The sequence below is a fragment of the Paenibacillus caseinilyticus genome (assembly GCF_027533645.1).
GTDB classification, from domain to species: Bacteria; Bacillota; Bacilli; order Paenibacillales; family NBRC-103111; genus Paenibacillus_G; species Paenibacillus_G caseinilyticus.
Window position 1 is genome coordinate 1 of record NZ_JAQAGY010000021.1, and the last position, 12,194, is coordinate 12,194.

Below are 12,194 nucleotides of genomic sequence, written 5' to 3' on the forward strand. Positions count from 1 at the left end.
ATGCAAGGTGCAATGGCCATATTCGCTGTAAATCTTAAACGGATATTGAAACTGGTAGAATGAAAAAACGAGTCGGGCAAACCCATTTTGAGCCATTAAAAAAGACATCTGCTCCCTAAAAAAATGGAGGCAGATGTCTTTTTTGTAACTTCTATGAGACTCCCGATGAAAAAGCGTTAGTTCTTCAGTGGCCTCGAAGCAGCTCCCCGGCCTTTTTTTTGCGCTGCTCTCCTTCCACGACCCGCAAGCCCCCTCCATCGGCAGTGATCCGATTGACCTGGTTGCAAGATGAACCTTGGCAGACCTATTGGACCCTACTGCCCGGACTCCCGCCGGCAGCGGATCACGGATTCCACAGCCCGCACGATGGGACCGTAGCCCGTACAGCGGCACAGGTTGCCGGACAGGGCCTCCTCCATCTCCTCCCGCGAAGGCTCCGGATTCGAATCCAGAAGCCCTTTGACCGTCATGATCATCCCGGACGTGCAGTACCCGCACTGGAAAGCCCCCTCCTGCAGGAAGGCCGACTGGATCTCTTCGTCCGCGGGGCCGCTCAGCCCTTCGATGGTCGTGAGCTCCTTGCCGGCGCACTGGTAGGCCATGAGCAGACAGGCATTCACCGCCGCTCCGCCCAAGAGCACCATGCAGGCGCCGCAGCGCCCCATGTCGCAGGAGCGTTTGGTCCCCGTCAGACCCAAGTCCTCGCGGACAATATCGAGCACCCGCCGGGCCGGGGCGATGCCTTCGAGTTCCACAGAGGTGCCGTTAATGCGGCACTGCCAGCTTTGTACATTTACCGCCATGCGGCTTCGCCTCCTTCTGCGCTGTGCCCCTGCCCTTGACCCGGCAGGCTGCCGTCTTCCGGGCCGGCTGCGGGATCCCATGCGCGGATCAGCCGTTCCTTGGACACCGGCAGCCGTTCCACCCAGACGCCTGCTGCCTGGCGGATCGCCGACACGATCGCCGGCGCGAGCGCTACCGTGCCCACCTCGCCGATGCCCCTCGGACCGTACGGATCGTCTTCCGGCAGGTCTTCGATCGCGTCGAGCGAGAACCCGCGGGGCATATCCATCACCGTCGGCACGAGATAGCTGTCGAGGTTGCCCGTAACGTAGCGGCCTCCCTCCATGACGGCGTCCTCGGACAACGTGAAGCCAACTGCCATGGAGCTGCCGCCCTCAATCTGGCCGAAGAACCCCATCGGATTAACCACGGGACCGGCAGCCACCGCATGATGCTGGTTCAGCAGGCGCACGGTGCCCGTCAGCGTATTCACTTCGACTTCGACAGCCACCCCTGTATACGTATAGAGGAAGTGCCCCCCCATCACCGCATCCGGCGTCACCGGAAAATGAAACTGGCTCTCGGTCCGGATCGGCCGCGCGGCATGCCCGGCCAAGTCCTTATAGCTCAGCACGGTCCATGCGCGGAGAGGGGATCCTCTCCTTCCAAGGCGGCGGCCGCCTCTGCCGCCGTCCTGCTCTGGCCGCTGTCCGGCACGCTGTCCTGCCGGGCGGCGCTCAGCCAGATGCCGCCGGGACCGGTCGTCAGCAGGCTGGCTGCGACCCCCGTCACTTCCGAGGCCGCAGCCAGCAGCTTCGCCTGGAATGCGGGCTTCATCCGCCGCAGCGCCTGCCACATCATCGTCGTGGCCCGCGAGGCGGTGGACGAACCGCTGTGCGGCACGCGCGCCGTATCGCCGATCACCAGCGACAGATCGGCCGGCGAACAGCCGAAGTGACCCAGCAGCATCGTCTCCAGCGTGGCGTGCAGGCCTTGGCCGAACTCCTCATAGCCGAACGCAGCCTCGATCCGGCCCTCCTCCGTCAAGGTCAGCCGGCCGCCGCCGAAGTCCGGCAGCCCGAAGCCAAGTCCTGAGCCGTGCATCGCGATCGAAGCGCCGATGCCCCGGCGGATCCATGGCGGGTTGGCTTCAGCGCTCCCGCCCGCTCCCTCTCGGCGCTGCATAAGCGCACAGCCTGCGATGGCCGACCATACCTGCTCTGCCCCGCAGGTCGCCGCAATGCGCTGGCCGAGCGGGCCGAGATCGTCCGCTTCCCGGAGATTGAGCCGGCGCAGCACCCACGGGTTCATCCCGAGCTTCTCCGCCAGCCGGTCGATCTGGCCTTCGAGAGCGAAGGTCACCTGGTTGCCGCCGAAGCCGCGGAACTCCCCTGAGATGCCGTTGTTCGTGTACACGGAATAGCCCTCTACCTTCACATTCGGGATCCGGTACGGGCCCATCGTATGCTCGGTGGCAAAGTTCAACACCGCGGGGCCAAGCGTGGCATAAGCCCCCGTATCGGCCACAATCCGCACTTGGTGCGCGAGCAGCCGGCCCTCCCCGTCCGTGCCGGTGCGCATCGTAATCTTCATCGGATGCCGCTTCAGTCCGGCCCTTACGGAGTCCCAGCGGCTCTGGTGCAGCCGGACCGGCCGGCCGCTCTTCAGCGCAAGCAGCGCCCCGAACGGCTGGATGCTCAGCTCATCCTTGCCGCCGAACGAACCGCCGATCGGCGACGACACGACGCGGATCTCGTGCTCGGGGATCTCCAGGATGCGGGAGAGCTGCATCCGGTCCTTGAACCCGTGCTGGGTCGGGGCAAAGACCGTCAAGCCGCCGCCCGGCTCCGGCACGAACAGCCCGCCTTCAGTCTCCATATACGCATGCATCTGGCGCGGCGTATAGTAGGTCTCTTCCACCACATGGGCACAGGAAGAGAACAACGCTTCGGAAGCGTCCCCGCGGCTGTAGGCTGTGCTGTGAAGCAGATTGCCCGCCGGATGCAGCTGCGGCGAACCGGGCAGCAGCGCCGCTTCCGGGTCATCCACGACCGGCAGCGGCTCATATTCCACTTCGATCCGCTCCAGTGCCTCTCTCGCCAGCTCCGGCGTTGCCGCTGCCACCGCGGCGAGCGCGTCGCCGATGTATCGCACCCGGTCCTCGGCCAGCACCGGCTGATCCGGCATCGCAATCCCGAAGCGGTTCATCCCCGGTACGTCGCGGTGGGTAATCACGGCGCCGACGCCCGGGATAGCCTCCGCACGCTCCGTGCGGATCGAAACAATCCTCGCATGGGGATAGCTGCTGCGCAGGATCGCCCCGTGCAGCTCCCCCGGCAGGCGCAGATCGGTTAAGTAAGCCAGCTTGCCCGTTACCTTGTCAGGCCCGTCGGGACGGACCCGCCAGCGGTCGCCGGCCGATGGTTTATCCAGCCTCATGTTCCGTCCTCCTCTCTGGTCCTGGGTCCGTGCAACCTTCCCGCTCCGCCGCACCAAGTTCCCTCTGCAGGTCCCACAACCCGGCAGAGAGCAGATTGGCTGCCGCAAGCTTGCGGTAAGCTGCCGAAGCGAACGCATCGGTGAACGCAGGCCACTCTGCCTGCACCGCGGCATGAAACTTCCGCAGCGTCTCCCCATCCGCACGCCCGCCTTCGAGCAGCGCTTCGGCTCCTCGGAGCCGCATAGCGATCGAGGAGCCCCCGCCGGCCGCGACTCTCACGCGGCTCAGCGTACCATCCGCAGCCAGCAAGGCGGAGAAGGCGGCCGTCGCCAGCGACGGCACGAAGGCTTCCCGGCGGCCCACTTTGCGGTAGAACTCCACGGTACGCCCGCCGGTACCGGATTCGTCCGCCCTGCCGTTGCCCGGCATCAGCCCGACGGCGGTCAGAAGCCGGGGCTCCGTTCTGCCCAGAGCACGGGCCTCCAGCCAGGCCGCCAGCTCCCCGCATTCGCTGCCCCCGGCTCCGTAGGAATAGAGGAGCGCATCCTTCACGAGCAGCGCCGGCAGCGCATCGCCAATCCCTGAAGCGATATTCCCGCCGAGGGTCGCCAATTGCCGGATCGACGGCGCCGCGATCGTCCGGCACGCCTCGGCGAGCAGATTGCACGCCCCTTGGCGGCGGCAGTCCGAGAGCTTCGCCTGCGATCCGATCCGCAAGCTGCCCTCCCGCCTGGTCAGGCCCTGCATGGAGGAGATCCCCTCCAGCGAGATCAGGTGTGCCGGCATGGGGACCGTGCCCGATTCCCACTGGGTCCGGAGCAGCGTCGCACCGGCGGCGAACACAGCCCCGCTCCCCAGGTTCGTGAACATATCCCATGCTTCGGCTTCCGTCTCCGGCTGCCATAGATAGGGCGGTACCCCGCCGGCCGCATTCGTCACGTTCATCAGCGATTCCTCCTGTTCTTTGCGCCCGCAGCGGGTCAAGCCTCCGGGTAGCACGAATCCCTTCGCGGAGGAAGGGATTCGGCGTTCCGGTGTTCGGCTGATGCGTGCGTGCGGCTCCGGCCCTTATACCCTGAAGCTGGAGCGTCCGTTCGCCGGCTGCGCCGGTGTCCTGGAAGCCTCATCAGGGAGAAGCGGACCCGCTGTTTCTCCCGCCCTGCCTACCAGCCTCGGTTTCGCCTGCCAGGCTGCAGCGGGGTCCATGGATAACGCCCCTTAGAGTACAATGAACGGGTACATAGAACTATAGGGGATGCCTACGCATCGAGTCCATTCTTATGACTTGGGTTTAGGCATGGTTTACAAAGGACCCCTGTTTTTTGTGCACAGCGCACAACAGGTACAGGTACAGGTATAGATACACCACCCTCTCGCCGATCTCCCGGGAATGCTCCGCAAGCGCCTCATATTCCGTGGACATTACCTATAAAAAAACGGATGCGCTCCACATCTTCCGGCGTATCCGCATCGAAGAAACGGCGGCTCTCCGGCTCCTCTAGAATCATCCCGAACACATGGGGCTCCGAGAGCAGCGCCCTCGCCCCTTGGTCCCCGGCTAGCTTCTCGACCGAGCCGAACATGCTGCGCGAGAGGAGCACCGGCGGCTTCGGCACGCCTTCGTGGCCGGCCGCACAATAGTCCAGCTTCGGCTGCTCCCGGAACGAGGCGAGTAGCCGGTCGATCATCGCGGCGGTCACCAGCGGCTGATCGGCCAGCAGCACGACCACCGCGTCCGGCAGCGTCCCGGTACAGGCGGCCGCCAGGCCCGCGCGCAGCGAATGCGACATGCCGAGGTGCGCCTCCCTGCTCGTCACCTGCACGGCACGGCCTTCGCGTTCGGCCTTATAATAGGAAGCCGGCAGCCAATCGACCGGAGGGCCGGGCCGGGTTACGACACAGATCCTCTCCAGCGACGAGCGCAGCGCCGCTTCAAGGGCGCTGCCGCCGAGCCTTCCAGAACCTCCCAGAAGGATGGACAGCTTGGAACCGCCCATTCGGGTGCCGGCGCCGGCGCCCAGATAGATGCCCGTAACTTTCACTTCGGTTCCACTCCTCTCTTGCAGGTTCCGCCGCCGCTCTCCTGCGCACATCGATCAGCTGTGCGGCAATGCTGACGGCAATCTCCTCGGGACCGGCCGCCCCGATATCCATGCCTACCGGGTAGTGCAGCCAATCCGGGGCCGGACAGCCTGCAAGAAGCCGTTCGGTCCGGGTCACGGAGCCCATCACGCCCACATACCGGTACCGGCCCTGCAGCAGCAGCGCCAGCAGCTTCGCGTCATGCGGATAATGATGGCTCATGATCAGCACATAATCGCGCTCCGTCAGCTGCATCCGCTGGGCAATCCGCTCGGGCTGGCCGATCATGCGCGAAGCCCGCGGGAACCGCAGCGGGGTGCACAGCCCTTCGCGCCAATCGCCTACCGTCACGCGGAACCCGTTCTTCTGCGCGAGCTCGGCCACCGGCACAGCATCGTCGGATGCGCCGAAGATCAGCAGGCGGGGCCGCGGCACGTAGGCGCTCTCCAGCCGCAGGACGCCCGCGTCTGCGGACAGGACGGCCGTATCCCGGACGGCGGCTGGGTCGCCTTCATTCAGCTTGTATTCGGCCTCAGTGTAGGAATTTACGAACGAGCGCGTCAGGCCCGCTTCCCTGCCCCGGTCGAGCCTTCGCTTCACTTCCAGCAGCACGTGAAGCAGCAGCCCGTGCACCGGCTCCAGCAGCACGCGGATCATCCCTCCGCAGCCGATCGCCTCGCCCCAAGAGAAGTCGTCTTCAGGCCGCATGTCGTACTCGACCATCTCCGCAGAGCCGCTCTTCAGCAGCCCTTCCACGCGTTCCGAGAGGTCGGACTCCAGACAGCCGGGAGAGATGCTGCCGTACCTCGACCCATTCTCCAGCAGCAGCATGGAAGCTCCCGCTTTACGGTATGCGTGCCCTTCCACTTCCATGACCGTCGCCAGCACCGCGCGGTGCGGTGTCCGGAACAACACCTCGACCAATCCGTGCATTTCCATTGCCTACGCCTCCCATGGGTTCATCGATTAGGGCATCCGCAGCGTCTGCGGGCTCTCGGACTGCGTCCCGGTCTTCAGCATCTGCCTGAAGAGGAAGACGAGCTTGAGCCGGAGGAGATCGCTGATGTTCTTCAAATCCACACCGAGCAATTCGCCGATCTTCTCAAGCCGGTAAGCAGCTGTATTGCGGTGGATATACAGCAACTTGGCGGTTTCGCTGAGCTGCCCGTCGTTCTCGACGAACGTCTCGAGGGTCCGCAGCATCTCCTGCGAATACTCGGGATCCTTGGCGAGCAGCGGCCCCAAGACTTCCTGGCAGTAGTGCCCCATCTTCGCGCCCGGCACATGCAGGAACAGATATGCCAGCTCCACCGTCTCGTACTGCACGATGTCATCGACTACACCGAGCCGGCGGGCCAGCCTCAGCGTATCCTGGCATTGCCGGTAGGCGTCCGCCAGCGCTTCGGGCTTCCGTTTCTTGTTGCTCACCGCAATCTGGGGCCGGCACTCTACGGGCATGGAGCTCAAGACGCCGCGCAGCCCGCCGGCCAGCACGGCCTGCAGACGGCCGTTGCCGGGGAACGTATCGGCCGGGAAGAGCGAGAGAATACCCTCTCGGATATAGAAGTGCACCACGTTCCATTCCTTCATCTCGGGATGGTACTGCATCTCTTCCCGCACATCGCGCAGCGCTTTCTCGCGCAGGTTCGCCGGCGCTTCCTCGGGCACGGTCGTCAGCACGCACTGGTAGCTCTCCGGGAACAGCCGGATCCCGAGACGCTCCGCCCCGTCCGTCAGCGCGCCGATCGACCCGGCACCCTTCAAGTACCGGACGAGGAGCGACCCCAGATCCGTTTGGACCGAATGATCCATATACTCTTTATAGATGAAGCCCATATGGTGGGAGATGATCTCGGCCGCCTGCAGGAACAGCCCCTCTTCCACCTTCATCAATGGGGTATCGGGAGGACAGAAGATCGCGTAGCCGGCGCAGTCGTCCTTCTCGGTCAAGGGAATCCGGTAATACCTCCCCTCCTCCGTGTGCACCCACTGGCAGTGATCCTTCCACGGCCAGCCGCGCAGCAGCTGCATCTCCGAGAACGGCGTGGCGTTGAAGACCAGGTGCCCTCTCGACCCGACGACGGCCAGCGGATAGCCGACGATGCCGAGAATGGTATGAAACAAATTGCTGATATGATCCGGCCGCAAAGCAAACTGCATGAGTCTTTTCTGTTTGTCGAGCACATGATGGAGCACCTTCGTGCTCTTCTGCATCTCGGCATGGAACAAGCCGTTCATTTGGTCGGAGAAGGTAAACTGGAAGGGAAGCTCAATGAGTGGAAAAGCGAGGCGTTCGGCCTCCTCGAGGATCGGCTGGGGCACATCGGACCAGAACCTGCCGAGCTTGATGCCAAGCCCCGCAGCCCCCCGCTGGTCCAGTTTGCGGAGCAGCCCGATCGCGTCATCCGGGCTGTCTTTCATCAGATAAGCGGTTGTGAACAGCATCTCGCCGGCCTTGATCCAGTCGGTAATATCCGGCGCATCCATCACATTCACCGATTTCACGATGCGCGACATCCCGTTTCTTCCGGCTATAAGTTTCCCTTTGGACAGCGGGTAGACGGACAGCGCTTGTTCGACAGTAAGATGCACAGCATTCCCTCCTCAAGATAAACGGCTGCGCCGTCCTTCAAGGACGGGCCGCGTTTATTATAAAATATTAGATGACAGTAACAAGTTCCGGCGTGTTATACATTCTAATATTTCAAAGAAGATGTTGGCAGCTCTGCTCCCTAGTCATATTCACATTATGTAAGTATATATAACATTATATGAGCCGGATTCCGATTTTGCAATGACATTGTGTCACTATATATAACATGTGATTTATTTTCTTTTCTGCAATCCTCCTGATGGATTACAGGATCGAGCCCTCGCGAGAAATAAATTCTTATGGAATAAACAAAAAGAAGCATCCCTGACGGAATGCTTCTGCTCCTGAACTCACCGGGAAGGGTCGAAGCCCTCCCGCGGATTCATCGTCTTATCTTCTAGATCTGGCTCTCTGCGGGCGCTGCTGGGCGGACCGCTGCGGAGCGGAGGACTGTGCCTTGACAGGCGGCGGCGCCGTAACGCCCATCATCGGATAAGGATGTTCGGCCACAACCGGCACCTTCTTCTGGATGAGCTTCTCAATATCCTTCAGGTACGGAATCTCTTCGCTCTCGCAGAACGAGATCGCCGTCCCGCTGTGCCCCGCCCGGCCGGTACGGCCGATCCGGTGAACATACGTCTCAGGGATATTCGGAAGATTGAAGTTGATCACATGGGACAGCTCGTCAATATCGATGCCTCTGGCGGCGATATCCGTAGCCACGAGTACACGGGTCGCGCCGCTGCGGAAATTCCCGAGCGCGCTGACTCGCGCGTTCTGCGACTTGTTCCCGTGAATGGCCTGCGCCGATATGCCGAGCTTGGTCAGTCCGCGCACGACGCGGTCGGCCCCGTGCTTCGTGCGGGTGAACACCAGCGCCGACGCGATGGAACGGTCCTGCAGCAGATCCTTCAGGAGGCTGAGCTTGTTATCCTTGTCTACGAAATAGACCGACTGCTCGATCCGGTCCACAGTGGAAGACACCGGAGTGATCTCCACCTTCACCGGATTCACCAGGAGCGTCTTGATCAGTTTGGAGATTTCCGGCGGCATCGTCGCCGAGAAGAACAGCGTTTGTTTTTTGGGCGGCATGAGCGAGATAATCTTCTTCACGTCATGGATGAAGCCCATATCGAGCATCCGGTCCGCTTCATCGAGCACCAGGATCTGGACATGCTGCAGACTGATGACCTTCTGATTGACAAGATCGAGCAGACGGCCCGGCGTCGCGATCAGAATATCCGTCCCCTGCTCCAGCGCCCGCTCCTGCATGACCTGCGAGCTGCCGCCCACGATCGACACGCACCGCAAGTCGGTGAACTGCGCATAAATCTTGATGTTGTCCGCAATCTGGAGCGCCAGTTCCCGGGTCGGGGTGACGATCAATGAACGGATGCGGCGCTTCGTATTCGGATTTCTTTGCTGGCCGCTGAGCAGCTGGATGATCGGAAGAGAGAAGGCGGCTGTTTTGCCGGTACCGGTCTGGGCGCACCCGAGCAGATCCCTGCCTTCGAGCACAGGGGGAATCGCCTGCTCCTGAATCGGTGTAGGCGTCGTGTAATTCGCTTTGCTTAAAGCTTTCAGAATCGCGGGTGTCAGGTTTAATTCGGTGAATGTCATTAGGGTCTCCTAGCTTCTTGCATAGATTTTCTTAAAAAAAGCAATAAGACAGACCCGCCGGGGACTGCGCTTATTGCTGGAGGCTCATGGGGATTCCTGCTTACTTGTACAGCACCTTGTCCACATTATATTTAGCCTTGAACGCATTGACGATGTAGGTTTCGTAAATTTCTCTCTCCACCGGATCTTCAACGACGCAGACTTCGATTTTCGTCACTTCGCCGCGGTGGTCCTTAACAGGCGACACAGTATCCTCGAAGTGCTTTTTGATCCGGGGGCGCAGTTTCCTGGCTTTGCCGACAAAGAGCAGCTCGTCCTTATCGTTATAGAACATAAAGATGCCGCCCTTCTCCCGCGTAATCAGGTGAAAATCCGTGAACCCGTAAATGTTGCTGAGCTCAGGGGCATCTTGTTTGGTAATAGTCACATCCGGCGCAGGGATAGTTATGTTGATCAAAGTCGTTCACGTCCTCTTAGCGTATAGGACTATATCGTACCACAAATTGCACCGTAAAACCATATTTCGTCACGTTCCGCCAAAAAGAACGGTCTCCATCCGCGTGAATCTTACGTGAGCGTCCTTGCGTTACGCTCTCATCTGCCGTCCAAGGCGCGGCGGATGAACTACAACTGACCTTAGGCTGATTCAGAAAAAAGGCCTTCATGGAATGCATTCCCCCATGAAGGCCTACACTTCTGCGCCAGTGCCAGAGTGCCTTGGTGCCTGAGCGGCTGCCCGCTGCCCGGACCACGGCCGCAGCTCCTTAGAACGGGTTCAGCACGTGGAAGAACACGTTCGGCGACGCCATACGGTAGTAATAGCTGCACCATCCGGCGCCCTTTCCGTTGAACCGGTTGACCGCGCTGTAGACGAGGCGCTCCTGCTCCAGCTCCTCGATCCGGTCCACGCGGCCTTCGATGAATTCCTTGATCCGGAAGGCCGCCGTATCGAGCCGGCTCACCACGCCGCCGTAGCGGATGTCGATGACTTCCCAGCCGAACGGCTTGTACATTCGCAGCCACTGGGCCCGGTGAGCCGCCCGCAGCTCCTGCACCGCCTGCGAGATCTCCGGCAGCACCTCGCCTGCAATCCGCTGCAGCACCGCCGTATCCAACGCGTCATAGGCGCGCTTCAGCTGGATGCCGATCTCGCTCTTGCGCCGCAGCACCGCGCAGAGCTTCTCCGGCACATCGAAAATATAATCGAGCGCAGCATCGGTCTTGCGGCGCCGCCGGATGTCCTCTTCGAGCTTCCGGTAATGCTCCGCCATCTCGAGCCCTTCGATCTGCTTGTCGAACAGGCCGAGCAGCACATCCTGATAGAGCAGGAATTTCGACGGATTGCTCTGCTTCGCGTTGTCCGGTTCCGCGCCCGGCGTCTCGTCCAAATATTTGAGCTGCTCGAATGCCGCCGCGTCGATCCCCGTACAGAACTTCACGCGGGCGGCCAACCGCTGCGGATCGGTCGGCCCGTCCGAATAAGCATGCTCCGCATAGAACTGCAGCCCAAGCAGTGCGATGTAGGGGTTGCTCTCCATGCCGTCGTCGCCCCACATCGTCGCATATACTTCCCGGATGCCTTCCCGCTTGCATACCTGCAGGGCGCTGTCCGTAGCGTTCAGCGACAAGCCGTAGTTGACGCCGAACGTATTGAACACCCATACGGCGCCGGCGAAGGCGAGGCGGCAGCCGAGCGGGCGGTGCTTGGCGATCAGCTGCTCGTAATCCTCCTGGTGCTGGTGCGCGTAATCCCAGTACACCATATCGACATCCTTCGGAATGCGGCGCGCCATCTCTTCGGGAATCTGCGTCTGTTTGTCATAGTGCTCCGCGCCGTCGGCGGAAGCGAACTTCAGGAACATATCGCTCCACATCATCGGCTTCAGACCGCGGCGGCGCGTCATCCCGAGCACCTTGTCCAGGTGCCCGGTCATGATGTCGAAACGGCTGCGGTAGCCGTTATGATCGAGATATTTGCCCCGGCCGAGCTCTTCCGCCTCATCCATCCCGATATGGATCTTGCGGCTGCGAAATGGCGCGCTGACGCTGTCGATCATCCGCTCGATGAGCTTCTCGGTTGGGTCCGATCCCACCAGCAGCGCACCCTTCGTGTCCCGGTGTTCCTTGGCGGCGTCCCACTTAAGGTATTCCTCCAGATGGGCGAGCGTCTGGATGCTCGGGAACGCCTCGATGCCGAATGTATCCGCGTAATCGTCGATTTCCTTGAGCTCCGACGGCGAATAACGCCCGCGCATGTAGCCAAAATAGGCTTCGCCCGGAATCTCATAGGTATCTTCCATATAGAGCATCACCGTGTTCAGCCCCATCAGGGCCATCTTGCGGAGCAGGAACTTGAAGCTGTCCAAGCTCAGCACCCCGTTGCGGGACAGATCGAACATCGGGCCGACGAGATCGAACTGCTGCTTCTCCCGCACTTCGAACGGCCCGCCGCTGCTCCCCAGCTCCACCAGAAGTCCGAGCCCCCGGTAGAATTGGTGTTTGTGACCGTACCGGATATACGCTTCTCCCTGCTGGAGGCCTACTTCCAATTCACCGGGTGTTGCCTCGACCCGCACCGGGATGCCGCCTTCACCCTCCGAGAAGGGTATCTCCTTCGCGAGCTCCCGAATGCCGGGCATCAGTTCTGCCGTTTCCCCAATCCACTGCAGCTTCACA

At 61.6% G+C, this 12,194-nt stretch carries 10 protein-coding genes; all 10 read right to left on the reverse strand.

The window, feature by feature from the left end; all coding sequences use genetic code 11:
- Positions 1-314: 314 nt before the first annotated feature.
- The 10 genes from O9H32_RS24745 to O9H32_RS24785 all read right to left on the reverse strand — a co-directional run bounded on the left by O9H32_RS24745 (position 315) and on the right by O9H32_RS24785 (position 12,193).
- Positions 315-803: a (2Fe-2S)-binding protein gene (locus O9H32_RS24745; RefSeq protein ID WP_269868802.1), complete on the reverse strand. Its 489-nt coding sequence runs from the start codon at positions 801-803 to the stop codon at positions 315-317.
- Entirely contained in the window at positions 794-1,417 is a 624-nt protein-coding gene (locus O9H32_RS32795) for a molybdopterin cofactor-binding domain-containing protein (RefSeq protein ID WP_319946952.1), read from the reverse strand. Before O9H32_RS32795 ends, O9H32_RS24745 begins: the two co-directional genes overlap by 10 nt.
- On the reverse strand, positions 1,411-3,222 hold the full coding sequence (locus O9H32_RS24750) for a molybdopterin cofactor-binding domain-containing protein (protein ID WP_319946953.1): 1,812 nt from the start codon (positions 3,220-3,222) through the stop codon (positions 1,411-1,413). Before O9H32_RS24750 ends, O9H32_RS32795 begins: the two co-directional genes overlap by 7 nt.
- A complete protein-coding gene (locus O9H32_RS24755; RefSeq protein ID WP_269868803.1) occupies positions 3,209-4,168 on the reverse strand; it encodes an FAD binding domain-containing protein in 960 nt (319 codons plus the stop codon). The genes O9H32_RS24750 and O9H32_RS24755 overlap by 14 nt, the downstream gene beginning before the upstream one ends.
- A gap of 461 nt (positions 4,169-4,629) precedes the next feature.
- The gene (locus tag O9H32_RS24760) at positions 4,630-5,220 is read right to left on the reverse strand and encodes a nucleotidyltransferase family protein (RefSeq protein WP_269868804.1); all 591 of its coding nucleotides are present in this window, start codon (positions 5,218-5,220) and stop codon (positions 4,630-4,632) included.
- A complete protein-coding gene (locus O9H32_RS24765; protein ID WP_269868805.1) occupies positions 5,156-6,244 on the reverse strand; it encodes an XdhC family protein in 1,089 nt (362 codons plus the stop codon). The genes O9H32_RS24760 and O9H32_RS24765 overlap by 65 nt, the downstream gene beginning before the upstream one ends.
- 27 nt (positions 6,245-6,271) lie before the next feature.
- Entirely contained in the window at positions 6,272-7,897 is a 1,626-nt protein-coding gene (locus O9H32_RS24770) for a PucR family transcriptional regulator (RefSeq protein ID WP_269868806.1), read from the reverse strand.
- 391 nt (positions 7,898-8,288) lie between these two features.
- Positions 8,289-9,518 carry a DEAD/DEAH box helicase gene (locus tag O9H32_RS24775; protein ID WP_269868807.1) on the reverse strand — a complete coding sequence of 410 codons (1,230 nt, stop codon included), beginning with the start codon at positions 9,516-9,518 and terminating at the stop codon, positions 8,289-8,291.
- Between the two features lie 100 nt (positions 9,519-9,618).
- On the reverse strand, positions 9,619-9,975 hold the full coding sequence (locus O9H32_RS24780; RefSeq protein WP_269868808.1) for a nucleotide excision repair endonuclease: 357 nt from the start codon (positions 9,973-9,975) through the stop codon (positions 9,619-9,621).
- 307 nt (positions 9,976-10,282) lie between these two features.
- The gene (locus O9H32_RS24785; RefSeq protein ID WP_269868809.1) at positions 10,283-12,193 is read right to left on the reverse strand and encodes a beta-N-acetylhexosaminidase; all 1,911 of its coding nucleotides are present in this window, start codon (positions 12,191-12,193) and stop codon (positions 10,283-10,285) included.
- Position 12,194 lies beyond the last annotated feature (1 nt).

Bases quoted from the DNA above. Each gene is read 5' to 3' on its own strand.
- O9H32_RS24745 (WP_269868802.1), bottom strand. From the start codon at position 803: ATGGCGGTAAATGTACAAAGCTGGCAGTGCCGCATTAACGGCACCTCT.
- O9H32_RS24750 (WP_319946953.1), bottom strand. From the start codon at position 3,222: ATGAGGCTGGATAAACCATCGGCCGGCGACCGCTGGCGGGTCCGTCCC.
- O9H32_RS24755 (WP_269868803.1), bottom strand. From the start codon at position 4,168: ATGAACGTGACGAATGCGGCCGGCGGGGTACCGCCCTATCTATGGCAG.
- O9H32_RS24760 (WP_269868804.1), bottom strand. From the start codon at position 5,220: ATGGGCGGTTCCAAGCTGTCCATCCTTCTGGGAGGTTCTGGAAGGCTC.
- O9H32_RS24765 (WP_269868805.1), bottom strand. From the start codon at position 6,244: ATGGAAATGCACGGATTGGTCGAGGTGTTGTTCCGGACACCGCACCGC.
- O9H32_RS24775 (WP_269868807.1), bottom strand. From the start codon at position 9,518: ATGACATTCACCGAATTAAACCTGACACCCGCGATTCTGAAAGCTTTA.